Annotated in this window: 24 protein-coding genes and 1 other RNA gene; 15 read left to right on the top strand and 10 right to left on the bottom strand. The window is 69.0% G+C overall.

Annotated features, from left to right (window positions below; all coding sequences use genetic code 11):
- Positions 1-2 precede the first annotated feature (2 nt).
- The 3 genes from ACEZHJ_RS10890 to ACEZHJ_RS10880 form a co-directional block, all read right to left on the bottom strand.
- Positions 3-2,465, bottom strand: coding sequence for a TonB-dependent siderophore receptor (locus tag ACEZHJ_RS10890; RefSeq protein WP_375036498.1), 2,463 nt, complete (start codon positions 2,463-2,465; stop codon positions 3-5).
- A 73-nt stretch (positions 2,466-2,538) separates the two neighbouring features.
- Positions 2,539-3,567 (bottom strand): FecR domain-containing protein, encoded by a 1,029-nt coding sequence (locus ACEZHJ_RS10885; RefSeq protein ID WP_163143016.1) that lies wholly within the window; start codon positions 3,565-3,567, stop codon positions 2,539-2,541.
- A 103-nt stretch (positions 3,568-3,670) separates the two neighbouring features.
- On the bottom strand, positions 3,671-4,192 hold the full coding sequence (locus ACEZHJ_RS10880) for an RNA polymerase sigma factor (protein WP_259202426.1): 522 nt from the start codon (positions 4,190-4,192) through the stop codon (positions 3,671-3,673).
- Between the two features lie 175 nt (positions 4,193-4,367).
- On the opposite strand from ACEZHJ_RS10880, the gene ACEZHJ_RS10875 reads away from it, so the two are divergent.
- The 3 genes from ACEZHJ_RS10875 (at position 4,368) to ACEZHJ_RS10865 (ending at position 7,346) form a co-directional block, all read left to right on the top strand.
- Positions 4,368-5,261, top strand: coding sequence for an NAD(P)-dependent oxidoreductase (locus ACEZHJ_RS10875; protein ID WP_259202425.1), 894 nt, complete (start codon positions 4,368-4,370; stop codon positions 5,259-5,261).
- Positions 5,262-5,263: 2 nt separating this feature from the next.
- Positions 5,264-5,674, top strand: coding sequence for a ribonucleotide reductase subunit alpha (locus ACEZHJ_RS10870; RefSeq protein WP_163144475.1), 411 nt, complete (start codon positions 5,264-5,266; stop codon positions 5,672-5,674).
- A 136-nt stretch (positions 5,675-5,810) separates the two neighbouring features.
- Entirely contained in the window at positions 5,811-7,346 is a 1,536-nt protein-coding gene (locus tag ACEZHJ_RS10865; protein WP_259202424.1) for a M23 family metallopeptidase, read from the top strand.
- A 20-nt stretch (positions 7,347-7,366) separates the two neighbouring features.
- Here ACEZHJ_RS10865 and ACEZHJ_RS10860 read toward each other — a convergent pair whose 3' ends face one another.
- The gene (locus tag ACEZHJ_RS10860) at positions 7,367-7,981 is read right to left on the bottom strand and encodes a DUF938 domain-containing protein (protein ID WP_375036497.1); all 615 of its coding nucleotides are present in this window, start codon (positions 7,979-7,981) and stop codon (positions 7,367-7,369) included.
- Between the two features lie 246 nt (positions 7,982-8,227).
- Between ACEZHJ_RS10860 and ACEZHJ_RS10855 the strand changes: the two genes are divergently transcribed.
- The gene (locus tag ACEZHJ_RS10855; RefSeq protein WP_375036496.1) at positions 8,228-9,568 is read left to right on the top strand and encodes an NTP/NDP exchange transporter; all 1,341 of its coding nucleotides are present in this window, start codon (positions 8,228-8,230) and stop codon (positions 9,566-9,568) included.
- The gene (locus ACEZHJ_RS10850; RefSeq protein ID WP_375036495.1) at positions 9,537-10,493 is read left to right on the top strand and encodes an aldo/keto reductase; all 957 of its coding nucleotides are present in this window, start codon (positions 9,537-9,539) and stop codon (positions 10,491-10,493) included. The genes ACEZHJ_RS10855 and ACEZHJ_RS10850 overlap by 32 nt, the downstream gene beginning before the upstream one ends.
- Positions 10,494-10,506: 13 nt before the next feature.
- On the opposite strand, the gene ACEZHJ_RS10845 is transcribed toward ACEZHJ_RS10850, so the two are convergent.
- From ACEZHJ_RS10845 to smpB, 3 genes are all read right to left on the bottom strand, one after another.
- Complete coding sequence (locus tag ACEZHJ_RS10845; RefSeq protein ID WP_259202420.1) at positions 10,507-11,733, bottom strand: MFS transporter; 1,227 nt, start codon at positions 11,731-11,733, stop codon at positions 10,507-10,509.
- A 161-nt stretch (positions 11,734-11,894) separates the two neighbouring features.
- Positions 11,895-12,253: a transfer-messenger RNA gene (gene ssrA / locus ACEZHJ_RS10840) on the bottom strand.
- A gap of 58 nt (positions 12,254-12,311) precedes the next feature.
- Positions 12,312-12,800, bottom strand: a complete 489-nt coding sequence (smpB, locus tag ACEZHJ_RS10835) for an SsrA-binding protein SmpB (protein WP_163140445.1) — start codon at positions 12,798-12,800, stop codon at positions 12,312-12,314.
- 101 nt (positions 12,801-12,901) lie between these two features.
- Here smpB and ACEZHJ_RS10830 point away from each other — a divergent pair, with 101 nt between their 5' ends.
- Genes ACEZHJ_RS10830 through ACEZHJ_RS10820 form a run of 3 tightly spaced genes read left to right on the top strand, consistent with a single transcriptional unit; the run spans position 12,902 to position 15,003 of the window.
- On the top strand, positions 12,902-14,254 hold the full coding sequence (locus tag ACEZHJ_RS10830) for a sodium-dependent transporter (RefSeq protein ID WP_259202418.1): 1,353 nt from the start codon (positions 12,902-12,904) through the stop codon (positions 14,252-14,254).
- A gap of 19 nt (positions 14,255-14,273) precedes the next feature.
- The gene (locus tag ACEZHJ_RS10825; RefSeq protein WP_163140448.1) at positions 14,274-14,711 is read left to right on the top strand and encodes a type II toxin-antitoxin system RatA family toxin; all 438 of its coding nucleotides are present in this window, start codon (positions 14,274-14,276) and stop codon (positions 14,709-14,711) included.
- Positions 14,698-15,003 carry an RnfH family protein gene (locus ACEZHJ_RS10820; protein ID WP_163140450.1) on the top strand — a complete coding sequence of 102 codons (306 nt, stop codon included), beginning with the start codon at positions 14,698-14,700 and terminating at the stop codon, positions 15,001-15,003. The genes ACEZHJ_RS10825 and ACEZHJ_RS10820 overlap by 14 nt, the downstream gene beginning before the upstream one ends.
- 6 nt (positions 15,004-15,009) lie before the next feature.
- On the opposite strand, the gene ACEZHJ_RS10815 is transcribed toward ACEZHJ_RS10820, so the two are convergent.
- Positions 15,010-15,369, bottom strand: coding sequence for an outer membrane protein assembly factor BamE (locus ACEZHJ_RS10815; protein WP_240466258.1), 360 nt, complete (start codon positions 15,367-15,369; stop codon positions 15,010-15,012).
- A gap of 86 nt (positions 15,370-15,455) precedes the next feature.
- Here ACEZHJ_RS10815 and fur point away from each other — a divergent pair, with 86 nt between their 5' ends.
- Positions 15,456-15,878 (top strand): ferric iron uptake transcriptional regulator, encoded by a 423-nt coding sequence (fur, locus tag ACEZHJ_RS10810; RefSeq protein ID WP_163140454.1) that lies wholly within the window; start codon positions 15,456-15,458, stop codon positions 15,876-15,878.
- Positions 15,879-15,966: 88 nt separating this feature from the next.
- On the opposite strand, the gene recN is transcribed toward fur, so the two are convergent.
- Both recN and ACEZHJ_RS10800 read right to left on the bottom strand, forming a co-directional pair.
- Positions 15,967-17,631, bottom strand: a complete 1,665-nt coding sequence (recN, locus tag ACEZHJ_RS10805; protein WP_163140456.1) for a DNA repair protein RecN — start codon at positions 17,629-17,631, stop codon at positions 15,967-15,969.
- A gap of 55 nt (positions 17,632-17,686) precedes the next feature.
- Positions 17,687-18,568, bottom strand: coding sequence for an NAD(+) kinase (locus ACEZHJ_RS10800; protein ID WP_163140458.1), 882 nt, complete (start codon positions 18,566-18,568; stop codon positions 17,687-17,689).
- 180 nt (positions 18,569-18,748) lie between these two features.
- Between ACEZHJ_RS10800 and hrcA the strand changes: the two genes are divergently transcribed.
- From hrcA to ACEZHJ_RS10770, 6 genes are all read left to right on the top strand, one after another.
- The gene (gene hrcA / locus ACEZHJ_RS10795; protein WP_163140459.1) at positions 18,749-19,804 is read left to right on the top strand and encodes a heat-inducible transcriptional repressor HrcA; all 1,056 of its coding nucleotides are present in this window, start codon (positions 18,749-18,751) and stop codon (positions 19,802-19,804) included.
- 97 nt (positions 19,805-19,901) lie between these two features.
- Entirely contained in the window at positions 19,902-20,531 is a 630-nt protein-coding gene (gene grpE / locus ACEZHJ_RS10790) for a nucleotide exchange factor GrpE (RefSeq protein ID WP_163140462.1), read from the top strand.
- A 95-nt stretch (positions 20,532-20,626) separates the two neighbouring features.
- On the top strand, positions 20,627-22,570 hold the full coding sequence (dnaK, locus tag ACEZHJ_RS10785) for a molecular chaperone DnaK (RefSeq protein WP_163140464.1): 1,944 nt from the start codon (positions 20,627-20,629) through the stop codon (positions 22,568-22,570).
- Between the two features lie 163 nt (positions 22,571-22,733).
- On the top strand, positions 22,734-23,870 hold the full coding sequence (dnaJ, locus tag ACEZHJ_RS10780) for a molecular chaperone DnaJ (RefSeq protein WP_163140466.1): 1,137 nt from the start codon (positions 22,734-22,736) through the stop codon (positions 23,868-23,870).
- A gap of 21 nt (positions 23,871-23,891) precedes the next feature.
- On the top strand, positions 23,892-24,698 hold the full coding sequence (gene dapB, locus ACEZHJ_RS10775) for a 4-hydroxy-tetrahydrodipicolinate reductase (RefSeq protein WP_375036494.1): 807 nt from the start codon (positions 23,892-23,894) through the stop codon (positions 24,696-24,698).
- Between the two features lie 177 nt (positions 24,699-24,875).
- Entirely contained in the window at positions 24,876-25,073 is a 198-nt protein-coding gene (locus ACEZHJ_RS10770) for a hypothetical protein (protein WP_163143861.1), read from the top strand.
- Positions 25,074-25,701: the final 628 nt, after the last annotated feature.

The following is a 25,701-nucleotide window of genomic DNA, read 5'->3' as shown; positions in this document are numbered from 1 at the left end:
CGTTACCACCGGTAGCGGAACTCGCCGAGCAGGGTGCGGCCCTCGCCGAGATAGCAGTAGCCGGCGTTGCAGACCTCGCGCCGTTCGTCCGTCAGGTTGGTCGCCTTGAACGATACGCTGGCCCCGCGCAGGGTCGGGTCCACGGCCGCTAGGTCGTAGCGCACCGAGGCGTCGACCTCGGTATGGGCGTCGTTGGTGTCGGTGTTGCTGCTGCCGGTGTAGGTCCGGCCGATGTAGCGCAGGCCGCCGTGGAACGACAGGCCGCGGAGTGCGCCGGCCGGCGCCTCGTAGCCGAGCCACAGCGAGGCCGAGTGATCCGGCGTCAGTGACGGCGTGTTGCCGATGTCGCCCTCGTCGGCGTCGTCGGTGATCTCCGCGTCGGTGTAGGTGTACGCCGCGGTGAGGTCCACGCCGCCGCCGAGGTCCGCGCGCGCCTCCAGCTCGACGCCGTTGGTCTCGACTTCGCCGACGGCCTCGTAATAGGAGCCCACGGAGGCGTTGTAGCCGACGTACTGCGCCGAGTTCTCCTCGACCAGGCGATACGCCGCGACGCTGAACAGGGCGTTGAAGTCGTTGGGCTGGAACTTGAGACCGGCCTCGTAGAGGCGCCCCTCGATCGGCTCGAGGATGTCGCCGTCGCTGTCCCGGTAGGTCACCGGCTCGAACGAGGTCGCCACCGCGGCGTAGGGCACGAGGCCATTGTCGAAGCGGTACAGCAGCCCGGCGTCGCCGGTGGTGCGGCTCGTCTCCCGGTCGGCGGTGGTGGTGCCGGCGGTCTCGTCGGTGGAGGTCTGGTCCAGGCGGTCCCGGCGCACGCCCGCGGACAGCCGCCAGCCGCCGATGTGCACGCGGTCACGGAGGTAGACCCCGAGCTGGCGAACCTCCATCCCGGTCTCCGAGGTTATGTCCGGCGTCGGGCCGGAGGCACCGTAGTGCGGGTCCTCCAGGGACAGGTCGTAACGCGGATCGGCGGCGCTGCTGCCCTGGCCGAAGGTGGAGTCGAAGTGGTGGTAGTCCACGCCCAGCATGGAGTGATGCTGCAGTGCGCCGGTATCGAAGCGGGCCTTGAGGTGGTTGTCGACCTGGAACGCGTCCATGTCCTCCTCGAGGGCGGTGGCACCGCGCTGGTAGGTGTCGCCGTCCCAGCCGCCGCCGGCCGCGGAGCCCGTGAGGTAGCGGGCGTCGAGGTCCAGGCCGCTGTAGCGGACGTTCTGTCCCACCTCGAAGACGCGGTTGAAGCGGTGCGCGAGCTGGTAGCCGAACTGGTACTGGGTGACCTTCTGGTAGTCGTAGTCCGGGTCGCTGGCGCGGATGTCGTAGATCTGGCCGTTGCGGTTGAGCGAGGCGACGTTGCTGTCGGTCTCGTCCTTCTGGAGCAGGCCGATGAGGGTCAGCGAGGTGTCCGCTGTCGGCTGCCAGGTGAACGACGGGGCGAGCATCAACCGGTCGTCGGCGATGTGGAAGTTGCCGTCGCCCTCGCGGGCCAGGGCGACGACGCGGTAGCGCCGCCGGGCCGCCTCGTCCAGCGGCCCGGAGACGTCCGCCGCCAGCTCCCGGCGGGAGGCGGAGCTGTAGCGCGCCCGGATCTCGCGGTGCGGTTCCGTGGTCGGGCGCTTGCTCACCCGGTTGACCAGGCCACCGGCGGAGCTGGCGCCGTAAAGCGAGGAGGTTGGGCCCTTGAAGACCTCCACGCGCTCCAGGTTGTAGGGCTCGGTGCGGAAGGTACCGTACTGCGCGTAGGGCTGGCGCAGCCCGTCGCGGTAGTCGCCGACGGTGGTGACGGAGAAGCCGCGTACCCGGATCTGGTCGAAGCGGGGATCGAGTCCATAGGCGCCTGTGGTCACGCCCGCGGAATAGCGTACGGCGTCAACCACATCCTGCGCGCCGCGGTCCGCCATCTCGTCCCGGGTGATCACGGACACCGAGCGCGGTGTCTCGATCAGGGGGACATCGGCCTTGGTTGCCGCTGCGCTACTGTAGGCGACATAGCCGTCGGCTGCGCCGTCCGCCGTCTCACCGGCGGCCTCCACGCGCACCGGGTCGAGCTGCAGGGAGGTGCTGCCGCCGGCCGCCCGGGTCAGCACTACCGTGCGCTCGTCGGTGAACCGCCAGGCGAGGCCGGTGCCGCGAAGCAGCCGGTCCAGTGCCTCGCCGACCGTCAGCCGGCCGGTCACGGTCCGGCTGCGCACGCCCTCGGCGATGTCCGTGGCGACGGTGACCTGCAGTCCGGACTGCTGGCCGAAGGCGTTGAGGGCGCGGCGCAGGTCCCGGGTCCGGATGTCGAAGACTGCGGTGCGCTCGGTGCTGGCGGTCCGGGTCTGTGTGCCGCCGGGGGCGGTGGCCGCCATTGCGGGAGCCGCGGCGATCAGGCCGCCGGCCAGCAGGATGGCGATGGAGGATGCCGTGCGCGGGTGTCGACGGTGTCGCCCAGCGAGGGTGGTGGATCGGTTCGGGATGTCTGTCATGGGCGCTCTCCATCCAGGGTGAAACGAATAAGTCCTATTCGTGTTGTCGCCCCCTGTGACGAATGGCGCCGCGTTATTTTTCACCCCCCGTCGTCGCAGTGTCTTCCGGACCGGTTACCAGTCTCAGCCACGGTGAGACGTGGTGGATGGTTCCGCTATGGGGGCCGACCACCGCCCGGAGCGCTGACTCCGGGGCGGTAAGGTCGTAGGTACCGGTGATACGACGTGTCTCCAGGCCGGATGCGGCGAGCACGGTCCAACCGGGGAGATAGGGGCGAAGCCGGTCGATGGCGGCGCCGACGGTGGCGCCGTCAACGTACAGCCGGCCGTCGGTCCACAGCCCGACGGCTTCCGGCGGGACGCCGGTGCGTTGCTGTGCCCGGTCGGTACGCCTGACGGTCAGGCGTTCGCCGCGTCCGAGTGCAACCCCGGGCGTGGCGTTGCGGGTGTCGCGTACCCGCACGTGCCCGGAGCGCACGCCGACCGCGATGGCCCGATCCGAGAGGCGGACGCCGAAGCGGGTGCCGGTGACGGTGACCTCGACGTCGTCCGCGTCGACGGTGAACGGGCGTCCAGCATCGGAGCGCACCTCCAGGTAGGTGGCGCCGCGGAGGAGGTCTATGCGGCGTCGGGTGCCGGAGAAATCGGTGGCGACAGCGCTTTGCGGGGCCAGGTGCAGGGTGCTGCCGTCGGGGAGCGCGACTTCCCGGATCTCACCGGTTCCGGTGCGGTAGTCCGCCTCCATTCGCAGGAATACCGCCGGCAGGGCGACGGCCAAGGCCACGGCGGCGGCGACGGCCATGCCGGCGCCGGTCATTAGTCGTGTATGTCGTCGGCGCGGTCGCCTGCCCGGGCGGTGGATCTCCTGCGATGTGGCCGTTGAGGTGTGGGTCGTCGAGGGCGCCTCGGCGGCGTCCGGCGCAGCGAAGTGGACGCCGGTCTGTTGCCAGGCGTGCAGGACCTGTTCCCAGGCTTCCCGGTTACGCGGGTCGGCAACCAGCCAGGCCGCAAACGCACGGCGTTCCGTTTCGTCGGCATCGTCGAGCCGGAGAAGCCACTCCACCGCGGCTTCCTGCTGCTCGGTGGGCGAGGGCCGTGACACGCGATGCCTCCGTTGCCGTGCTGTGTCTGTGTTGCCGTCAGTCGATCGGTGCGGAGGGGAACACGCGGTCCGCCCACGATCGGCAGTCCGTATGGTGCGATTTTCAGTCATTGGCTGCCAGGCCCACGGTGACGTGCAGGATGGCGCGTTTGACCAGTCGATGGGCGGTCGCCACCGAGATATCGAGGCGGTCGGCGATCTGCTGCAGGGTGCACCCATCGACCCGGTGCATTCGCAGTGCCGTGCGGGCGTCGTCCGGAAGGTCGTCGACGAGCATAGTCACCCGCCGCAGCGTCTCGTCTCGCCCGGCCTGTTGTTCGGGCGGGGTTGTCGGTGCCGGGCCCATCAATGCCATCGCACCGTTATCCCGGCAGTCCGCTTCCAGTCGTCGCCGCCGGTTCCAGTCCACCGAGAGGTTGCGCACGCAGCGGTAAAGGTACGCAAGGGGCCGGGCAACGCTGTGTTGGCCGGGGGTATCGGCTCTGTCCAGCCCCGCCAGGCGGAGAAATGCCTCCTGGACCACGTCCTCGGCGTGCATGCGGTCGCCCACCAGTGGGGTGGCGTACTCGATCAGCGCGGGGCGGTGGGTTCGGTAGAGTTCCAGGTACGTATCGTCGTTATTCACGGATGGGCGGTCCCGCGGCTCCCCTCACCGCTGTCCAGGGCTGGTGCTCCGAACCGTAATTCAAATGAAAATCATTAGCAATTTTGGTTTGACGATACTGTTTGCCGGGCTTGCGGTGTGGCGTGGACAATGAGTCCACTCACTGATTCGGGCCGCGAGGCGGGAGGCAAGCGCCATGACGGAGAATACGGCTGTCGGTTTCATCGGGCTCGGTGCCATGGGGGCGCCGATGGCGACCAATCTGGTCAGGGCGGGCTTCGACGTGACGGTCCATAACCGCACGGCCGCGAAGACCCGTCCCCTGGCCGGGGCCGGCGCCGCAGTGGCCGACACTCCGGCCGGCACGGTGACCGGCGGTGGCGTGGTCATCACCATGCTCGCCGACGATGCCGCGGTGCGTGCCGTGACCCTGGGCGAGGACGGTATCGCCGGACGGCTGGGTGAGGGTGGTTTGCACGTCATGATGAGCACCGTGGCGGCGGAGACCAGCCGCGAGCTCGCGAGCCGGCATGCGGAGCACGGCGAACAGGTCCTGGTGGCGCCGGTGTTCGGGCGCCCGGACATGGCCGAGGCGGCGAAGCTCAATATCTGCGTGTCCGGGGACGCCGCCGCCAAGGCCCGCGCCCGGCCGTTGCTGGACGCCATGGGCGCCGGCGTGTGGGACTTCGGCGATGAACTCGGCGCGGCCAACATCGTCAAGCTCGCCGGCAACTTCATGATCGCCGCGGCGAGCGAGGCCATGGGGGAGGCGTATACCCTGTGCGAGGGCCACGGCATCGACCGCAACAGCGTCCATGAGCTGCTCTCGAGCACCCTGTTCGCGAGTCCGGTTCATCAGGGCTACGGTGCACGGATCGCGGCCCGGACATACCAGCCCGCGGGCTTCCCCATGCCGCTCGGCCTCAAGGACCTCACCCTCGCCGGCGAGGCGGCAGCCAGGGCCGGGGTGCCCATGCCGCTGGCGGATCTGTGCCGGCAGCGCCTGATCGCCGGGATTGCCCACGGTCGCGATGACTGGGACTGGGCCGGCCTGGCACAGGGCGTGAGCGACGACGCGGGGAGGTCCTGATAATGAATGCCATTACCGACTTCGCCTCGTTTCTGCAGGCGGCCCGTGCCCAGCCCGAGCCGCAGCGGCTGCTGTTCGTGTGCCTGCGCGTCGAGCTGCCCGAGGACCACGATGAGGGTCAGGCGGCGCGATACCGGGCCGGCCGGGGCGGGGCGCTGCTGCCGGTGATGTACGTGGACAGGCGTCCCGAGGAAGTCGAGAGCTTCGAGGCGCTGGTCGAGGAGTCCCGGGCTCAGGGCGAGCGCTGGCAGATCCTGCTCGCGGCCGCGCTCGCCGGGCGTGACGGTCGTCCGCCGAGCGATGCGGAGACCGACGAGCAGCTCAAGGCCATGGTGCGCACGGTGCACGCCGGCGGGGATCTGACGCCGTACCTCGCCTTCGACAGCAATGGCGAGGCGCTACGGTTCGAGTGAGACCGCCGTATTTTGACGGATGCGGCACGTGCCGCGGCTTGCGGCCATGTTATGGTGACGCGGCTTCCGGGCGGGCACAACGGCACCCCGGTCACCGTGCCCGGCAGCGCAACCGAACACCGAACTGGCATGAAACATGGCGTCATTTCCCGGCTCCCGGCGTCCTTCGCGGCGCATTCGTATCGCGGCCTACCTGACTCTTGCCTCCCTCGCGGGACTCTTCGCGGCGCACCGGCTGCTCGATCACGCCGATGCCCGGGCGACGGTCGGGGATACGGAAACGGTCCTGGCGACAGAGCCGGAGCCTTTCACCGCTGAAGACGGGGATGCCGGTACGCCGGAGCCCGCCATGGCCCCGGCGGATGCGGGGCCGTTGAGCGGTGATCCCCCGCCGCCGCCGCTGGCGGAGATGCGCGTTACGGAGACACCCCGATGGTCCGATTACCGTGTCCAGCCGGGGGATACCCTCTCGGCGCTGTTCGAGCGCGCCGGCTTCGGGGCCGGCGTACTCGTACGGGTCCTGGACGACGGTCTCGCGAAACGGACCATGGCCACGCTTCATCCCGGGGATCAGGTCTCGTTCCATACCACCCCGTCGGGCGACTTTGCAGGGCTGCGCTACGAGCCCGGGCCGGAGCGCACGCTGGTGGTGACGGCCGGGGCGAACGGCGTCGATGCGCATATTGAGCAGGCCCCGGTGCACTATGCCGTGCGTGTCGCGGCCGGCCAGGTCAATGGATCGCTGTCCGGGGCCATGGCCGGTGCCGGGGTGCCGGCCGGCGTCGCCGCCGTGTTCACGAAGATCTTCCACTGGAAGGTCGATTTCCGCCGGGATCTCCGGCGCGGGGCGCGTTTCTCCGTCGCCTACGTGGAGCGCAGCGCCCGTGGCCGGCGAATCGGCACCGGGCCCGTCCTCGCCGCCCGCCTGACCAACCGCGGCCACACGCTGGAGGCCTATCGGTACGAGGATGATGCCGGGGACATCCACTACTACGACGACGACGGCGAGTCGCTGTCGCCGTCGCTGCTGCGCACGCCGGTGAACTATACCCGGGTCAGCTCGCCGTTCACCGAGCGGCGCTGGCATCCGACCCTGCACATTTATCGCCCCCATCACGGGGTGGACCTCGCCGCGCCCATCGGCACACCGATCCGTGCCGCGGGGGACGGGACGGTGACCTTCGCCGGGCACAGCCACGGGTACGGCCGGCTGGTGAAGATCCGGCACTTCGGGCCGTACGCCACGCGTTACGGGCACCTGCACCGCTTCGCGAAGGGGATGCACAGCGGGACCCACGTGCACCAGGGGCAGGTGATCGGCTACGTCGGCGAGTCCGGTGAGGCCACCGGGCCGCACCTGCATTTCGAGATCCGGGTCAACGGCACGCCCCACGACCCCCTGAAGGTCGCGCTGCCGGACGGCACCTCCGTTCCGGACGGTCAGCTCGCCGCCTACCACCGGGCGATTACGCCGTTCTCCCTGGCGCTCGCACATCCGGACGAGCGCCCGGCGCTGGCGCGTCTGGCGTCCGCCTTCGAGACCGTGCGTGACCGCCGCCGGGTCGCCGACACTGAGACGCAGACGCGCGGGAGCGGTGACGGTGGAAAAATGGCTCCGCCCGTCCACCTGGCGCTGCGCAGCAGTGACGGGCTGACCGGCGCCGCGGACTGAGCCGGTCCCGCCGCGGCGGGTCAGCCGGTCCCGGCGGAACGGCGGAAGACGACGGTGAGATTGTTGGCGGGCATCGCGTGACGCTGCTCTAGCATCAGGCCGTGCACCGCCGCGGCCTCTGTCACCGCCTCCAGGTCGCGGACGCCCCATTGCGGATCGCGGGCGCGGAGGTCTGCGTCGAAGGCGGCGTTGCTCGACGCCGTGTGTTCTCCGTTTTCCCGGTAGGGCCCGTAGAGCACCAGAACACCGCCGTCGGCGAGGAGACGGCCGGCCCCGGCCATCAGCGCCTCGGTGACCCGCCAGGGCGAGATATGGATCAGGTTGATGGCCACGAGCGCGTCCAGCGGGCCGGCCACCGGCCACTCGGCGGTGACGTCCAGCTCCAGCGGCACGAGCAGGCCGTCGCCGCCGTAGGGCCGCCAGGCCCTGATGGACGCCAGAGCGGCCGGCTGCGGATCGCTGGGCTGCCACGTCCAGCCGGGCATCGCGGCAGTGAAGAACGCCGCGTGCTCGCCGGTGCCGCTGGCCACCTCGAGCACGCGGGCGCGTTCCGGGATCGTCTCCCGGAGTACCGCCAGGATCGGCTCGCGGTTCCGTGCCGTGGCCGGGCTGCGTTGTCGATGGTCCTCCGTCATGCCGTCCCTCCGGTGCCGACCGGGGCACTCAGCGGCGCAGGGAGGCGCGTCACACCGTCGCCGTCGTTCATCGTCGCGTTTCCGTTCACTCTCCGGTTCATGCCCCAAGGTTACTAACGCGGACGCGCCCGCCGCCATACCGGTGATCCCGTTCGCCCATTGCCGCGTGGCCGGTGCCGGCGTTGCCGGAGCGGGCGGCTGCTATGCTGGATGAACGATCCTTCGCGTGGCCGAGGCAGCGTGGCGATGGCCGACGAACCCGGTGGCGCCCCTCAGGCGCGGCTTCTCGCGCGGGTGCTGCTGTTCCGGCGCGGGGAGCTGCCGGGCCTGGCGGCGGCATTCCTCTACTATTTCTGCCTGCTCTGCAGCTACTACATCCTGCGGCCGGTACGCGACGAGATGGGGGTGCGCGGCGGGGTGGAGCACATGCAGTGGCTGTTCACCGCCACGTTCGTCGCCATGCTGCTGGCGGTGCCGGTGTTTGCGGCGCTGGCAGCGCGCTTCCGGCGTAGCGTCCTGATCCCCGCGGTTTACGGCATCTTCATCGCCTGCATCCTCGGCTTCTGGCTGTGGCTGCGCTCCGACTGGGGTATGGCCTGGGGGGCGAGGGCGTTCTTCGTGTGGCTCTCGGTATTCAACCTGTTCGTCGTCTCCGTGTTCTGGAGCTTCATGGTCGACCTGTTCGACGACGCCCAGGCTGCGCGGCTGTTCGGCGCCATCGCGGCGGGCGGCAGCGCGGGGGCCATTCTGGGGCCGGGGCTGACGGCCGTACTGGTTCAGATGGTTCAGCCGCATGCGCTGCTTCCGCTGGCGGCGGGCGTGCTGGCACTGACGTTGCCGTGCATGGCTGCCCTCAACCGGTGGTCGTACCGCCGCGACGACGGCGGCCTGCGGGGGGACGGCAGCGAACAGGCCCTGGGCGGCAGGGTGCTCGAAGGTGTCCGTGCCGTTGCCGGATCGCGCTATCTTCTCGGCATCTGCGCCTTCATCTGGCTGTACACGACCCTGGCGACGTTCCTCTATTTTGCCCAGGCCACCATCGTCGAGCGCGCGTTCGCGGACACCGGCGACCGTACCAGCGTTTTCGCCGCCATGGACCTTGCCACCAACGCGCTGACGGTGGGGGTGCAGCTCTTCGTTACCGGCCGTCTGGTCCGCCGTATCGGCCTGGGCCGGGCGCTGGCGCTGGTGCCGCTGATCGTGGCTGCAGGGTTCCTGGTGCTCGCGGCGTTGCCGGTGCTGGCCGTGCTGGTGGTCTTCCAGGTGCTGCGGCGTTCGGGCAACTATGCCGTGGCGCGGCCGGGGCGCGAGATGCTGTTCACCGTCGTACCGCGGATGCAGAAATACAAGAGCAAGAATTTCATCGATACGGTGGTCTATCGGGGCGGTGACGCCCTGGCGGGCTGGGTGTACACGGCGCTTGGAGCGCTGGGGCTGGGCGTGGCGGGCATCGCCGTGGTGGCTGCGCCGCTCGGTCTGATCTGGGCGGCGATCGGCTACCGGCTGGGTGTCATACAGGGCAATCTGGCGCGACAGGCGCGCCTGGAGGTGGGTGATGAGCCGGCGACGGAGTCGATCAGCGCCTGATGGCGGCATCAGCCGACGGCGCTTCCTCGGGTGGTCGGCGGCCGCGGGGGCCGTGGCGGTATTCGGCCCGGTCCGGCTGCGGGCGGCGACGGGGCCGTTGATCCGCCGGTCGATCCCGGCCAGCGCTGAGCGCATCCCCGTCATCGGGCTCGGAACGGCCCGTACCTTCGACGTGGACCCCGGTGATCCGGCGGCGATGGCGCCGCTGCAGGGTGTGATGAGCCGGTTCTTCGAGGGCGGCGGGCGACTGGTGGACTCCTCGCCCATGTACGGTCACGCGGAGGCGGTGGTCGGGGCGCTCGCGCGGCAGCTCGGCATCGCCGACGAGCTGTTCATGGCCACGAAGGTCTGGACCCGTGGCCGCGAGAACGGGATTGCCCAGATGGAGCGCTCCGGCGAGCGCATGGGCGGTGGCCGGCTGGAGCTCGTGCAGGTACACAACCTCGTCGACCTGCGCACCCAGCTCGATACCCTCAGGCGCTGGCGGGAGGCGGGGCGGGTGCGCTACATCGGCGTGACCCACTACCGCAGCGACATGCACCGGGAGCTGGCCGGGATCGTCGAGCGCGAGCCCATCGACTTCGTCCAGTTCAACTACAACATCGTCCAGCGTAACGCGGAGCAGCGTCTGCTCCCGGCCGCGGCGGACCGCGGCGTGGCGGTGCTGGTCAACGAGCCTTTCGAGCGGGGTACGCTGTTCCGCCGTGTGCGCGGCCGGGCGCTGCCCGCGTGGGCCGGGGAGGTCGGGGCCTCCAGCTGGGCGCAGTACTTCCTGAAGTTCATCGTCTCGCACCCGGCGGTGACCTGCGCCATTCCCGCCACCAGCGATCCGGCCCACGCCGCGGACAACGTCGGCGCCGCCCATGGTGCGTTGCCCGACACGTCCGGGCGTGAGCGCATGGTGGGCTATTTCCGCGATTTGTGAGTCCCGGGTGGGATCAGCGCTGCGCGCAGACGCTCGCGGCCCGTGCGGCCGTGCCGGGCCGGAACTCCGTCAGCCAGAACAGCACGCCGAGCACACCGAAGGCGCCGCCCAGGGCACAGGCCCCGGTCCAGCCGCCGAGCACGTACAGGTAGGCGGCGGCCGCCGAACCCGCCGCACCGCCTAGGAAGTAGCAGGTCATGTACGCGGTGGTGATGCGCCCGCGGGCCTCCGGGCGGAGCTGGTAGATCGCGCTCTGGTTGAGGATCTGCGTGCCCTGCACGCCGAGGTCCAGCAGGATGATCCCCACCATGATGGCCACCAGCTGCTCCGCGAACATCGCCATCACCAGGAAGCTCAACGCGATCATCGCCAGGAAGCTGCCGGTACCGGCGCGGGAGCGGCCGCCGTCATGGAGATGGCCGGCGAGGTTGGCGCACAGCGCGCCGGCCACGCCGAGCAGGCCGAACAGGCCGATCACCGAGTCGTTGTAGTGATACGGCGCGCCCGCAAGCAGGAAGGGCATCGTTGTCCAGAAGGCGCTGAAGGCCGCAAAGACCATGGCGCCGTAGAAGATGCGCCGGCGCAGCAGCGGCTCCTCGCGCATCAGGGTCAGCACGGAGAGCAGCAGCCGCCCGTAGGACATGCGGTTGTGGCTGCGCTCGCGGGGCAGCAGCCGGGCCAGGACCAGCGCCTGGATCACCATCAGCGCCGCGGCCAGGGCGAAGACCGTGCGCCAGCCGAAGGCGTCCGCGATGCCGCCGGAGATGACCCGCGCGAGCAGGATGCCGAGCAGCAGCCCGCTCATCACCCGGCCAACCACCCGGCCGCGCTCCGCGTCGCTCGCCAGGTGCGCAGCGAAGGGCACGAGGATCTGTGCGACCACGGCGGTGACGCCCGTCGCCAGCGCGCACAGGATGAAAATCCCGATCCCCGGGGCCAGTGCCGTGCCGGCCAGGGCGAGGGCGGTACCGAACGACACCACGGTGATCAGCCGTCGTCGCTCCAGCAGGTCCCCCAGCGGTACCAGCAGGATCAGCCCGGCAGCGTAGCCGAGCTGGGTCATGGTGATGATCAGCCCCGCCGTGCCCCGGGAGACCCCGAAGTCACGGGCCAACGTGTCGAGCAGCGGCTGGGCGTAGTAGATGTTGGCGACCGCCACGCCGCACGCCACCGCCATCACGAAGGTGAGCAGGGCGTTCGGACGCAGCGTCTCGGACTGGCGGGTGGGTTCGCCGGTCATGCGCATTGATCCTTGTGGCAGCTATTCGAGGGCTAATGATAAACGGCTCACGCGGTACGTACATGCCGGGCCTCTATCACCGGAGTGCCGGGAGGGAGTCGGAAAATCATCAGGCAGAAAAAGAAACAGCGGCTTTAAGCCGCTGTTTCTATTCGAGATTTTGGTGGAGGCGGCGGGAATCGAACCCGCGTCCGCGGGACCTCCGCCCCAGGGTCTACATGCTTAGATCCGTCTATTATTTTTAGCCGGCTGCCACCCGACGGACAGGGCGTGCAGTCGGCGATCCCGTCAAGGTTTCGCGCAACGGATCCGGGCGGTCCGAGGCGCTATCCCGTGTGCTATGCCGGTCGAACATCGGCCACGGGAGACCGGATGCCGACCGCTCGCGGTTATTTAGGCCGCGAGGGCGTAGTTGTCGTCGTTGGCAACTATCTTTGCTGCCACATGTTTTACGAGGTTGAGTGACGTCCTCGGCATGCACCTGAGGTTTTGCGACCCGCGTCGAAGCCAAGTCGCCCCCTGTTCATGAGCTATGACAGTCTAGGGCATCGCGGAGTTCCGTGCGAGCCCCGATATCGTCACACGTTGTGCTTGAGGATACGCGCGCGGTCGCGCTGCCAGTCGCGCTCCTTCTTGTCCGCGCGCTTGTCGTGCTGCTTCTTGCCCTTGGCGAGCCCGACCGTGAGCTTGGCGTTGCCCCGCTTCCAGTGCAGGTCCAGCGGCACGACGGTGTAGCCCTTCTGCTCGGTAGCGCCGATGAGCCGGTCGATCTCGCGGCGGTGCAACAGCAGCTTGCGCGTGCGGATCGGGTCGGGGTGGATGTGCGTCGACGCCGTGGGCAGGGGCGGGAAGTTCGCCCCGATGAGCCACGCCTCGTCGTTTTTCAGCAGGACGTACCCCTCCGTGAGGTTGGCCCGCCCCTGGCGAAGGCTCTTGACCTCCCAGCCTTCCAAGGCGATGCCCGCCTCCATGGTGTCCTCGATGAAGAACTCGTGCCGCGCCTTGCGATTGACCGCGATGACGTTGTCGGCACCCGTGGACTTTTTCTTGCCTGCTTTCTTGCTCACGCGGACATTCTAATCGTCCGCCCGGCCTGCGCCAACGCCCGAGCTTGCCGGGGCGGCGGGCAGTGCCGACAATACCGGCTGGTCCGAGTCGGGAGGACGCGGTGGCAACAGGGTTTACACGGCCGGCGGGCGGGCGCGGGGTGACGTTGCTCCTCGTCGGCGCCACCGTCGGGCTCGGCAATGTCTGGCGTTTCCCCTGGCTGGTGGGCGAGTACGGGGGCGGCGCGTTCCTGCTGCTGTATCTGCTCTGTCTTGCCGGTCTCGGCCTGCCGCTGATGATCGCGGAGCTGGTGATCGGCGAGCGAGCCGGTGTGGCCGCGCCACGGGGGCTCGGGCGGCTCGCGATACGCGAGGGCCATTCCCGGGCCTGGGGCGTGATCGGCGTCGCCTCGGTGGCGGCGGGCGTGCTCCTGTTGCCGGTCTACGGCATCGTCGGCGGCTGGTCGCTGGCGTACATTTTCCGGGCCGCCGGCGGGAGCTTCGAGGGGCTGGACACCCTGGCCGCCGCGCGGCTTTTCCGTGCGCTGGTGCATGACGGCGAGGCCCTGCTGGGCTGGTACACGCTGTTCATCGGCGCCGCGGTGCTGGTCGCCGGGCGGGACGTGCGTTACGGCATAGAGGTGGCCGCGCGCTGGTTTGTGCCGCTGCTCGCGGTACTGCTCGGTGCGCTGGTGGCGGCGCAGTGGGAATCGCCCGGACTGCCGGCGGCGCTGGCGTTCCTGTTCGTGCCGGACTGGGGGGCGGTCACGGTGGAGGCGGTACTTGCCGCGCTGGGGCACGCCTTCTTCACGCTGAGCCTGGGTGCCGGGGTGATGATCGCCTTCGGTGCGTACTGTCGGGGCGGGGTGATCTTCCCGGCGGTGGCGACGGTGGTGATGGACACGCTGTTCGCCGTGCTCGCGGGGCTCGCGGTCCTGCCCGCGCTATTCAACGGGGGCCTGTCGGCGAGTGGTGGTGCGGGGCTGGCGTTCCAGACGCTGCCGGTGGTCTTCGGCGGCATGAGCGGCGGCGATTACCTCGGCGTGCTGTTCTTTGCGGCGCTGAGCCTGGCGGCCTGGACGTCCACCTGCGCGCTCATGGAGCCGGCGGTGGCGTGGCTGAGTGCCTCGCCGCGGCGCGATCGGCCGATGGCGGCGGCGATGGTGGGTGTCGTCGTCTGGGTACTGGGGCTGGTGCCGCTGCTCACCCTCGGAATGCCCGGGCGCTGGCAGCTGCCGGTGGCCGGAGGCATGGGCCTGTTCGAGGCCCTCAACCGCGGCGTGGCGGCGGTGGTGCTGCCGCTGGTGGGGCTCGGCGTCGCGCTCTACGCTGGCTGGGTGCTCTCGCCGGAGAGCGTGCGCATCGCGCTACGCCGCGGGGCGGCGGCGCCGGTGTGGCGTTTTTTGGTAAGGTTTGTGGCGCCCGCGGCGCTGGTGGTGATCGGCGTGGAAGCCAGCGGGTTCCGGGTCGGCTGAATCAGAACAGGGGAGGACAATGACGACGGTCTCGCGCTCCGCGATGGTCCCGTATTCCGCACAGGCGATGTTCGAGCTGGTGGACGACGTCAACGCCTACCAGCGATTTCTCCCGTGGGTGAAGTCGAGCCGCGAGCTCTATCGCGACGAGGATACGGTCGAGGCCACGCTGGTCTTCTCCAAGGGGGGCTTTGAGAAGTCCTTCACCACCCGCAACCGGCGCCAGCCGGGCAAGATGATCGAGCTGCGCCTGGTCGAGGGCCCGTTCCGTCACCTTCAGGGCTACTGGCAGTTCCGCGATCTCGACGAGAACGCCTGTCGGGTGTCGCTGGAGCTGGAGTTCGAGTTCTCCTCACGGCTGCTCGGCATGGCCTTCGGGCGGGTGTTCACCCAGGTCGCCAACACGCTGGTGGAATCCTTCGTCCAGCGGGCCCGCGAGGTCTATGGCGACGCGTGAGGGGGCGGCCCCGGGGCGGCTGCGTGTGGAGGTCGCCTATGCCCGGCCCGACGTGCAGGTGCTGATTCCGGTGACGCTGCCGTCCCCGGCGACTGCCGGAGATGCGATCGAGGCCTCCGGGGTCCGTGCGCGTTTTCCCGAGATCGATCTTGCGCGCCAGACGGTGGGGGTGTTCGCCACACCGGTGGCACTGGATCACGCGCTGCACGACGGCGACCGTGTGGAGATCTACCGGGCGCTGCAGGTGGATCCGAAGGAGATGCGGCGCCGGCGGGCCGGCGCGCGGCGATGACCGGGCTCAGCTCCCGCTGTTGAGCGGATTACCGGGCTCGATGTAGGCCCCCTCGGCGTGGGTGAGTCCGTTGTCGTCGAAATACAACGTCAGCCGCTTCTCGCTCCGCTCGTCGAACCCGTCGCCCCGTGGGAGGTAGGAGTAGACGTAGTCCCAGCGGTCGGCGTGGAAGGGATCGTCGATGCTGGGGGTGCCCATGAGGAATCGGACCTGCTCGCGGCTCATCCCCGGGCGCAGCTGGGCGACGTCCTCCTTGGCGATCACCGTTCCCTGCTGGAGATCCGGCTGGTAGACGATCGGCAGATCGCTGACGCTGCAGCCGCCAAGCAGCAAGGCGCTAATGTATACTATTGGCAATACGCGCACGGTTGCCGTCCTCAATCTCAGGCAGTGACGAGCGCGCATCATAACTCAGCCACCGCTACATTGACACGAGCGCATCGGGAGGCGTTTTGGAGTCCAAAGACTTGCGCAAGGCCGGCCTCAAGGTAACCCTGCCGCGGGTGAAGATCCTCGAGATCCTCGAGGGCAACCGCGAGGAGCACCTCTCCGCCGAGGACGTCTACCGGCATCTGATGAACGCCGGGGCGGACATCGGACTGGCCACCGTCTATCGCGTACTCACGCAGTTCGAGGCCGCGGGCATCGTCAAACGGCACAACTTCGAGGGCAATCAGGCGGTCTTCGAGCTGGACGAGGGCAGCCACCACGACCACATGGTCTGCGTGGAGTGCGGTCAGATCCAGGAGTTCGTCGACGAGACCATCGAGGAGCGCCAGAAGGCGGTCGCCCGGGAGCATGACTTCGAGCTCACCGACCACTCGCTGATCCTCTACGGCCGCTGCGCGCAGTGCCGGGAGGCGGCGCAGGGGTAGAACCCCGCCCCGCGGTGGGGCGTTCGCACGGCCGCGGACGTTCCGCCGTGTTGCCCGGGGCGCCCCCGTGTGTCGGTGCACGTGGGGCTCAGGCGCTCGCGCGCTCGAGCATCTCGCGGGCGTGGTTGAGCGTGTTTTCGGTGATCTCCACCCCGCCCAGCATCCGCGCGATCTCGCGGGTGCGCTCCTCGGGCTCGAGAATAGTGATATGGGTGCGCGTGCGCCCGTCGTCCATGTCCTTTTGCACCTGCAGCTGGTGATGCGCCTGGGCCGCCACCTGGGGCAGGTGTGTTATGCACAGCACCTGCGCACCGGCGCCGAGCTCGCGGAGCTTGCGACCCACCACTTCCGCCACCGCGCCGCCGAGGCCGGTGTCCGCCTCGTCGAAGACCATCGTGGGGATGCGACTGACGTCCGCCGTCGCCACGGCCAGCGCCAGGCCGATACGTGAGAGCTCGCCGCCGGAGGCCACCCGCTGTAGGGGGCCGAAGGGCTGGTCCGGGTTGGTGCGCACGGTGAAGGCGATTTCGTCCAGGCCGTGGGCGGACGGCGTGGCGTCGGCGTCGTGGCCCACGTCCACCACCATCTCCGCGGCGGCCATGCCGAGCTCGCCGATCAAGCCGTTGATGCGCCCGGCCAGCGTCCCCGCGGCGTCCGCCCGGTGACCGGACAGCGCCGCGGCGGCCTCGCGGTAGGCGGTGTCGGCCTCGGCCAGCTCGCGGTCGAGCTCGGCGAGCCGGGTCTCGGCGTTCTCCAGCCCGGCGAGCTCCTCGCGCAGGGCCTCCAGCCGCTCCGGCAGTTCCTCGGCGCGCACGCGGTGCTTGCGGGCGAGGTCCGTGAGGGTGGAGAGCCGCTGCTCGACCCACTCCAGGCGCTCCGGATCCACCTCCAGGCCGTCGAGGAAGTGGCGCAGCTCCTGGCAGCCCTCCTCGAGCTGGACCTGGGCATTGGCGAGCAGCTCCCGGGCGCCCTCGAGGCCCGGGTCGTTCAGCGAGTCGAGCTCGCGGGTGACCCCGCCGAGCTGGCCCTGGATGGCGTTATCGTCGTCGTAGAGCGCGGCGAGGGCGGCCTGGCAGGTCTCGATCAGGGTGCCCGCCGAGGCGAGCCGGCGCTGCTCCGCGTCCAGGGCGGTGATGTCCTCGGCGGTGGTCACCACCGCCTCCAGCTCCTCGACCTGGAAGCGCAGCAGCTCCAGGCGGTCGCCATAGTCCTCGCCCCCGCCCTCGAGCCGGCGCTTCTCATCGCGCAGGGTGCGCCAGTGACGGTGGGCCTCGCGCACGGTCTCGAGGGCGTCGGCGTAGCCGCCGAAGTCGTCCAGGATCTGACGCTGGACCTCGCGGCGCATCAGCGACTGGTGGGCGTGCTGGCCATGGATGTCCACGAGGTGGCGGCCCAGGCGTTCGAGCTGCTGCAGGGGCACGGGCCGGCCGTTGAGCCAGGCCTGGGAGCGGCCGCTGCGGTGGAGTACGCGGCGCAGCAGGCACTCGTCGTCCTCGGCCATGTCCTGTTCGTCGAGCCACGCCTTCGCCGCCGGGTTGTCCGCAACGTCGAACTGCACATTGATCTCTGTGCGGTCCGCGCCCTCGGGGATGAGCCCGCTGCCGGCGCGGTCGCCGAGACACAGGCCCAGGGCATCGAGGAGGATGGACTTGCCGGCGCCGGTCTCGCCGGTGAGTGCGGTCATGCCGCCGTCGAGCTCGATGTCGGCGCGGTCGACGATGGTGAAGTTGCGGATGTGGATGTGGCGTAGCATTCGCCTCCCGTCCTGATCCCTGCGCGTGCGGTCGCGACGCAGCCCTCAGGGTACATCAAACCGGGTGGCCGTCACCCCAGCGCAGCTTCGCCCGGAGGATGTCGAAGTACTGGTAGCCCGGCGGGTGGAGCAGGTGCACCGGGGCGTCGTGGCGGCGTATGTGTACGCTCGCGCCGGGCACGGGCTCGAGGTTTTTCTGGCTGTCGCAGCTCAGCCGGATCTGCGCCATCTGGGTGCCGGGCATGCGGATCTCGATGTGCGAGCCGGCACCGATGACCAGCGGGCGGTTCGACAGCGTATGTGGACATATGGGTACCAGCGCCATTGCGTCCACGTCCGGGTGGAGGATGGGGCCGCCGCCGGACATGGCGTAGGCGGTGGAACCCGTGGGGGTGGAGATGATCAGCCCGTCGGAGCGGTACTGGTTGCACAGCTGCCCGTCGATCCAGGTCTCGAACTCGATCATCCGCGCCGTGTGCCACTTGTGCAGGACAACGTCGTTGAGCGCGATCCCGGCATCGAGCACGCGGCCCTCGCCGTCGCGGAGCTCCGCGGAGAGCATCATGCGGTCGTCGGCGGTGTATTGCCCCTCCAGGACTTTGTCGATCTCTGCGAAGTCGCCGGGGGAGACGTCCACCAGGAAGCCAAGGCGCCCGCGGTTGACACCGAGGATCGGCACCTCGGAGCCGGCGACCTCGTGTGCCGCGGTCAGCAGGGTGCCGTCGCCGCCGATGGCGACGAGCAGGTCCACGCGCTCGGCGATGGGCGTCGTTCCCGTGCGCTCGCAGTCGGCGGCGACGTGGGCGGGAACGGTCCGGCCGTCGATGATGACGGTGCAGCCGCGGCCGTGGAGGTGGTCGGCGATGCGCTGGATCGTGTCGCTGACCCCGGCGTCGTCGGGCTTGCCGGTGAGTCCGATAGTGCTGAATACCTGCATGGGAGGCCTGTCGCGTGGATTGGCGCGACCGTAGCATGATCGCGGGGGCGGGCCAATGTGCGGCGATGGGCGCGTTGACAGCTCGTGCGGGCGTTGATAGCTTCGCTTAGCACTCTCGGCCCGGGAGTGCCAACTCGTGACCTCACTCGATTTGCCCCTTGCAGGGTCGAACGGAAGCGCATGGTCGGTCGGACGGGAGAAACGCAGCTCAACCCCCGCGCCCAGCGCCTGCTCAAGGCGCTCGTGGAGCTCTATATCCGCAGCGGTCAGCCGGTGGGGTCGCGCACGCTTACGCGCCAGTCGGGTCTGGATGTCAGCCCGGCGACGGTGCGCAACATCATGGCTGATCTGGAGGAGGCCGGGTTCATCTGCTCGCCGCACACCTCCGCCGGCCGGGTGCCCACCGATCTCGGCTACCGCTTCTTCGTGGACTCGCTGCTCACGGTCCAGCCCATGGACGCCTCCGATATGCGTCAGCTCAGCGTCCAGCTCGAGCGCGACGGCGGGACCTCGGAGCTCGTCGACAAGGCCTCGACGCTGCTCTCCGGGCTGACCCGGCTCGCCGGTGTGGTGACGCTGCCGCGGCGCAACGGCGGCACGCTCCGGCACGTGGAGTTCCTGCCGCTCTCGGAGCGCCGGGTGCTCGCCATACTCGTGCTCAACGACCACGACGTGCAGAACCGCGTCATCCACACCGAGCGTGAGTACTCCGCCGCCGAGCTCCAGCGCCTGAGCAACTACCTCAGCGCCGAGTACGCCGGGCGCGAGATCGGCTCGGTCCGCGAGCTGCTGCTGGAGCAGATGAAGGCGGACCGCGAGCAGATGAACTCGCTGATGACCTCCGTCATCGATGTGGCTCAGCGGCTGTTCGCCGACGAACAGGCCGACGACGAGGATTACGTGATCGCCGGCGAGACCAACCTGATGACCTTCGCCGAGCTTTCGGACGTGGACAAGCTCAAGGAGCTCTTCGATGCGTTCGAGCGCAAACGCGATATCCTGCACCTGCTCGACCGCTGTCTCTGTGCGGACGGCGTGCAGATCTTCATCGGCGAGGAGTCGGGCTACGAGATCTTCGACGGCGTCAGCCTCGTGACCTCCAGCTATCGCGCCGAGGGCGAGGTCCTGGGCGTGCTCGGCGTGATCGGGCCGACGCGGATGGACTATGACCGGGTGATCCCGATCGTCGACGTGACCGCGCGTCTGCTCGGCCACGCCTTGAATCCCAATTCCTGAACCCCAGCATAGGTCCCGGAGTGGGCCGTGAACGCATGGCCCGTCGGAATCGGGATACCTATCGTGACAGCACAGTCGTCCTGAACGGAGACACCATATGACAGAGGAAGAGCGCAACGAGTCCCAGGCGTCCACGTCCGCCGAGGCCGTGAGCGAGACGGAGACGGGCGCCGGGGCCCGGCCCGAGAGCGAAGGCGGGGGCGCCCCGACGGACGAGGTCGAGGCCCTGCGGACCCAGCTCGAGGAGGCGCAGGCGAAGGCCGAGGAAAACTGGAACCAGCTCCTGCGCGTGCGTGCCGAGATGGAGAACATCCGCCGGCGTTCCGAGCGGGACGTCGAGCAGGCTCGGCGCTACGGCGTGGAGAAGTTCGCCGGCGAGCTGCTCGCGGTGCGCGACAGCCTCGAGATGGGCGTCAACGCGGCCCAGGAAGAGGGCGCGGACGTGGAGAAGCTGCGCGAGGGCTCCGAGCTGACCCTGCGCATGCTCCAGCAGGCGATGGAGAAGTTCGACATCCAGGCGCTGGAGCCGACTGGCGAGAAGTTCGATCCCTCGCGTCACGAGGCCATGGCGGCGCAGGAATCCGGCGAGCACGAGCCGAACACGGTGCTGCAGGTGGTGCAGAAGGGCTATCTGCTCGGCGATCGTCTGCTCCGGCCGGCGATGGTGATCGTCTCCCGGGCGGCCTCGGGCGGCGGCCAGGGCGATCAGGTCGACGAGCAGGCTTGAAACACGACGGTACGACCTCACTTCAGGGCGTAGACCGAAAACAGACCGCTCCCGGGTGCCGGGGGTGACAGGAATCCGGAAGGAGTTGTTGCATTATGGGTAAGATCATCGGCATCGATCTGGGGACCACGAACTCGTGCGTCGCCGTCATGGAGGGCGGCCAGACCCGGGTCATCGAGAACGCAGAGGGCGAGCGCACCACGCCGTCCACCGTTGCGTTCACCGAGGACGGCGAGGTCCTCGTCGGCGCCGCCGCCAAGCGGCAGGCGGTCACCAACCCCGAGAACACCGTGTATGCGGCCAAGCGCCTGATCGGACGGCGCTTCGAGGAGGACGTCGTCCAGCGTGACGTCCGCGAGATGCCGTACAAGATCGTCAAGTCGGACAACGGTGACGCCTGGGTCGAGGTCCGTGACAAGAAGATGGCGCCGCCGGAGATCTCCGCGCGCGTGCTCCAGAAGATGAAGAAGACCGCCGAGGACTACCTGGGCGAAGAGGTCACCGAGGCGGTGATCACCGTGCCGGCGTACTTCAACGACTCCCAGCGTCAGGCCACCAAGGATGCGGGCAAGATCGCCGGTCTCGAGGTCAAGCGCATCATCAACGAGCCCACCGCGGCGGCGCTCGCCTACGGCATGGACAAGAAGGGTGGTGACCGCAAGATCGCCGTCTACGACCTCGGTGGCGGTACCTTCGACATCTCCATCATCGAGATCGCCGAGGTCGAGGGCGAGCACCAGTTCGAGGTGCTTTCCACCAACGGCGACACGTTCCTCGGCGGCGAGGACTTCGACCGCGCGATCATCGATTACCTGATCGCCGAGTTCAAGAAGGACCAGGGCATCGACCTGGGCGGCGACCGGCTGGCGATGCAGCGCCTCAAGGAAGCCTCGGAGAAGGCGAAGATCGAGCTGTCCGCGAGCCAGCAGACGGAGATCAATCTCCCCTACATCACCGCGGACCAGACCGGGCCGAAGCACCTCAACCTGAAGCTGACCCGGGCGAAGCTCGAGTCGCTGGTCGAGGACATCGTCGAGCGTACCCTCGAGCCCTGCAAGACCGCGCTCAAGGACGCGGGCCAGTCCGCCTCCGACATCGACGACGTGATCCTCGTCGGCGGCCAGACGCGCATGCCCAAGGTCCAGGAGGCCGTGAAGGGCTTCTTCGGCAAGGATGCGCGCAAGGACGTCAACCCGGACGAGGCCGTCGCCATCGGTGCGGCGATCCAGGGCGGCGTGCTCGGCGGCGACGTCAAGGACGTGCTGCTGCTCGACGTCACCCCGCTGTCGCTCGGCATCGAGACCCTCGGCGGCGTGATGACCAAGCTCATCGAGAAGAACACCACCATCCCGACCAAGGCGAATCAGGTGTTCTCCACCGCCGAGGACAACCAGAACGCCGTGACGGTCCACGTCCTCCAGGGCGAGCGCGAGATGGCGAAGGACAACAAGTCCCTCGGCAAGTTCGACCTTCAGGACATCCCGCCGGCGCCCCGGGGTGTGCCGCAGATCGAGGTCACCTTCGACATCGACGCCAACGGCATCCTCAACGTCTCGGCCAAGGACAAGGGCACCGGCAAGGAGCAGTCCATCGTCATCAAGGCCTCCAGCGGCCTGAACGAGGACGAGATCGATCGCATGGTGCAGGACGCCGAGCAGCACGCCGAGGAGGACAAGAAGGCGCGCGAGCTCGTCGAGGCCCGCAATCAGGCCGACAATCTCATCCACGCGGCCCGCAAGTCCGTGAAGGACCTGGGCGAGAAGGTGACCGAGGATGAGAAGAACGAGGTCGAGAACGCGATCTCCGAGCTCGAGGAGGCCATGAAGGGCAGCGACAAGGAGGCGATCGAGTCCAAGACCCAGGCCCTGTCCGAGGTCTCCGGCAAGCTCGCCGAGCGGCTCTACCAGAACGAGGGCGAGCAGGGCGGCGAGACCGCCGGCGGCGAGCAGGCCTCTTCCGGCGGCCAGGGCACCTCGTCCAGTCAGGACGACGTGGTCGACGCCGAGTTCGAGGAGGTCAAGGACGACGAGCGCAAGTGATCCGGCACGGGGGCGCGTGGCGCGCCCCCGGCGGTTCTCACGGGCGCAGGGTGTGGCCGGCATCCTGCGCCTTTTCGTTCGCGGCGTGGGGTGAGCGGACCCTAACCGGTATACTCCCCGCCGGAGAGTGACCAGACACGAAACGGCCGAGTACAACGCAACCATGTCGAAACGCGACTACTACGAGGTCCTGGGCGTCTCGCGCAACGCCTCGGACGGCGACATCAAGAAGGCGTACCGCCGCATGGCGATGAAGTATCACCCGGACCGCAATCCGGGTGACGAGGATGCGGAGGCGCGTTTCAAGGACGTCAAGGAGGCCTACGAGGTCCTTGGCGATTCGCAGAAGCGTGCGGCCTACGACCAGTTCGGCCACGCCGGCGTCGACCCGAATGCGGGTATGGGCGGCGGCGGCTTCGGCGGCGGGGGCGCCAGCTTCTCGGATATCTTCTCCGACGTCTTTGGCGATATCTTCGGCGGCGGCGGGGGTGGCGGCAGCCGCATGTTCCGCGGCGCCGACCTGCGCTACACCCTGGAGCTGGACCTCGAGGACGCGGTCTTCGGCACCGAGACGGAGATCGAGGTGCCGACCCTCACCGAGTGCGAGGCGTGCAGCGGCAGTGGCTCCGCGCCGGGCACCCAGCCCGAGACCTGTCCGACCTGTAACGGTCACGGCGACGTGCGCGTGCAGCAGGGTTTCTTCTCCATCCAGCAGACCTGCCCGCGCTGCCGCGGTGCCGGCAAGGTGATCACCGATCCCTGCAAGAGCTGCGGCGGCAAGGGGCGCGTGCAGGAGTCCAAGACCCTGTCCGTGCGCATCCCCGCCGGTGTCGACAGCGGCGACCGCATCCGCCTCAACGGCGAGGGCGAGCCCGGCGAGAACGGCGGTCCGCCCGGCGATCTCTACGTCCAGGTGGCGGTCAAGCCGCATCCGATCTTCAAGCGCGACGGTGCGGACCTGCGCTGCGACATCCCCGTGGCCATGCCCACGGCGGCGCTGGGCGGTGAGCTGGAGGTACCTACCCTGGACGGCCGGGTGAACCTGCGCGTGCCCGCCGGCACCCAGTCGGGCAAGACCTTCCGGATCCGCGGCAAGGGCGTGAAGCCCGTGCGCGGCGGTCCCGCGGGGGACCTGCTCTGCCGGGTGAACGTGGAGACGCCGGTCAACCTCACCGCCCGCCAGCGCGAGCTGCTCGAGGAGCTCGCCGAGACCCTGGAACATGGTGGTGAGAAGCACAATCCCCGCGGCAGCTCCTGGCTGGACTCGGTGAAGTCCTTCTTCGAGAACATGCGCTTCTAGCGCCGGACCGGAGGGAACGTCATGACACGGATCGGCATCGTCGGCGCCGCCGGGCGCATGGGGCGGAACCTGATTCAGGCCACGATCGACCGCGAGGACCTGACCCTGGCGGCGGCGGTGGACCGGCCGGGCAGCAGCCTGATCGGTACCGACGCCGGCGAGCTCATCGGCGCCGGCCGCCTCGGCGTGACCCTCGGCGACGACCTCGCCGTGGTGGCGGACCGCTTCGACGTGCTCATCGACTTCACCCTGCCCGAGGCCACTGACGCCAACCTCGCGATCTGCCGCGACGCCGGCCGGGCGATGGTGATCGGCACCACCGGGCATTCGGAGGCGCAGCGCGGGCGCATCCGCGAGACCGCGGCGGAGATCCCGGTGATGTACGCGGCAAACTACAGCGCCGGCGTGACCCTGTGTCTGCGCCTCGTCGACATGGCGGCGCGGGCGCTCGGCGACGACTTCGACACCGAGGTCATTGAGGCCCATCACCGCCACAAGGTGGATGCCCCCTCGGGCACGGCGCTGCGTCTGGGCGAGGTGCTTGCCAATGCGCTGGACCGGGACCTCGACGAGTGCGCCGTCTACGGCCGCGAGGGTCATACGGGGGAACGGGACGCCCGCACCATCGGCTTCGAGACCATCCGCGGCGGGGACATCGTCGGCGAGCACACCGTGATGTTCGCCGGCATAGGCGAGCGCGTCGAGATCACCCACCGTGCCTCCAGCCGGATGACCTTCGCCAAGGGTGCCGTGCGCGCGGCGGAGTGGGTTGCGGCACGCGAGCCCGGCCTCTACGACATGGAGGACGTCCTAGGCCTGCGTGGCTAGCGCGTCGGGCCCGCAGGGCCGGACGCTACGCCCGGCGCTCCACCTTATTTGTGCCATTGAGGCACATGCGTTTGTCCTTTGCGTCTCAATGTTTCCTGTCCACATGCCGGTAAACACTTGTTAGTCTTGACTCATCAGGACTTTTATGAAATTTCGGCATTGAATGAGGCATTGAGCATGCAACAGCAACCGCAGCACCGACCGCCCGCCCCGGCGAGCGGCTATTACTTCGCCGAGGCCCAACCGGAGCAGGACAGGGCCGTGTCGTACAGCCTGACCGCGGCTCACGGCTGGGAGTTCCTCATCGACAACCACGTACGTGAGCAGGACACCGGCGCGGAGGTGATGCACGCCGCCGTGCTGGGTGAGAACTGACGCGCGACGTCCGTTCTCGTCTCCCGTGGACCCCGGCAGGATTAGCCCCCTGCCGGGGTTTTTTGTTGCCTGGTGCCAATCGGCGGGCTGTTATCCACTTGCTGTCGGCGCCGTGTGTTCCGGCGTAGCTGTCGCGCCGGACAGGGCCGGACGGTGGTACGACATGCTGCCGTGACGGGATTTTCCTTCGGCGCAGCGGTCTTGGAATTTCACGCCGCATGAGGCAACCTGATCCCGCTCCGGTGCCCGGACGGGTGTCGCAAGAACGCCGACCGTCACCGGGGAAGGGAGCGGATAATGACCTGCCTCCAGGGAAGGTGGCCAGACATGAGCGATACCTGCCGCGCCCCGCCGTGGGGCCCTGCCTGCACCGCAGTCCCCGCTAGCGGGCGCGATCACACGCCTGCTGCCGTCAGGCGCGCCCGTTAGCGCTGATTCGCCCTCTTCATGGAACGTGAGGGACGCAGACAATGGATGTCCCGCAGCTCGACGCCTGGATCAAGCAGGCCACCTGTGCCGGTCTCGGCCTCAACGACTGCCGCTGGTGCACGCGCCGCGGCCTGCCGATCCTGCCGGTACGCTACGCGATCACCCGTATCGACGAGACCCCGGAGGTCCCGGTGCTGCC

Source organism: Arhodomonas sp. KWT2 (assembly GCF_041949875.1).
Lineage (GTDB): Bacteria > Pseudomonadota > Gammaproteobacteria > Nitrococcales > Nitrococcaceae > Arhodomonas > Arhodomonas aquaeolei.
This window is presented reverse-complemented; position numbering and strand designations above follow the sequence as displayed.

Bases quoted from the DNA above. Each gene is read 5' to 3' on its own strand.
- ACEZHJ_RS10890 (WP_375036498.1), bottom strand. From the start codon at position 2,465: ATGACAGACATCCCGAACCGATCCACCACCCTCGCTGGGCGACACCGT.
- ACEZHJ_RS10875 (WP_259202425.1), top strand. From the start codon at position 4,368: ATGACGGAGAATACGGCTGTCGGTTTCATCGGGCTCGGTGCCATGGGG.
- ACEZHJ_RS10870 (WP_163144475.1), top strand. From the start codon at position 5,264: ATGAATGCCATTACCGACTTCGCCTCGTTTCTGCAGGCGGCCCGTGCC.
- ACEZHJ_RS10865 (WP_259202424.1), top strand. From the start codon at position 5,811: ATGGCGTCATTTCCCGGCTCCCGGCGTCCTTCGCGGCGCATTCGTATC.
- ACEZHJ_RS10860 (WP_375036497.1), bottom strand. From the start codon at position 7,981: ATGACGGAGGACCATCGACAACGCAGCCCGGCCACGGCACGGAACCGC.
- ACEZHJ_RS10855 (WP_375036496.1), top strand. From the start codon at position 8,228: ATGGCCGACGAACCCGGTGGCGCCCCTCAGGCGCGGCTTCTCGCGCGG.
- ACEZHJ_RS10850 (WP_375036495.1), top strand. From the start codon at position 9,537: ATGAGCCGGCGACGGAGTCGATCAGCGCCTGATGGCGGCATCAGCCGA.
- ACEZHJ_RS10845 (WP_259202420.1), bottom strand. From the start codon at position 11,733: ATGACCGGCGAACCCACCCGCCAGTCCGAGACGCTGCGTCCGAACGCC.
- ACEZHJ_RS10825 (WP_163140448.1), top strand. From the start codon at position 14,274: ATGACGACGGTCTCGCGCTCCGCGATGGTCCCGTATTCCGCACAGGCG.
- ACEZHJ_RS10820 (WP_163140450.1), top strand. From the start codon at position 14,698: ATGGCGACGCGTGAGGGGGCGGCCCCGGGGCGGCTGCGTGTGGAGGTC.
- recN (WP_163140456.1), bottom strand. From the start codon at position 17,631: ATGCTACGCCACATCCACATCCGCAACTTCACCATCGTCGACCGCGCC.
- ACEZHJ_RS10800 (WP_163140458.1), bottom strand. From the start codon at position 18,568: ATGCAGGTATTCAGCACTATCGGACTCACCGGCAAGCCCGACGACGCC.
- hrcA (WP_163140459.1), top strand. From the start codon at position 18,749: ATGGTCGGTCGGACGGGAGAAACGCAGCTCAACCCCCGCGCCCAGCGC.
- grpE (WP_163140462.1), top strand. From the start codon at position 19,902: ATGACAGAGGAAGAGCGCAACGAGTCCCAGGCGTCCACGTCCGCCGAG.
- dnaK (WP_163140464.1), top strand. From the start codon at position 20,627: ATGGGTAAGATCATCGGCATCGATCTGGGGACCACGAACTCGTGCGTC.
- dnaJ (WP_163140466.1), top strand. From the start codon at position 22,734: ATGTCGAAACGCGACTACTACGAGGTCCTGGGCGTCTCGCGCAACGCC.
- dapB (WP_375036494.1), top strand. From the start codon at position 23,892: ATGACACGGATCGGCATCGTCGGCGCCGCCGGGCGCATGGGGCGGAAC.
- ACEZHJ_RS10770 (WP_163143861.1), top strand. From the start codon at position 24,876: ATGCAACAGCAACCGCAGCACCGACCGCCCGCCCCGGCGAGCGGCTAT.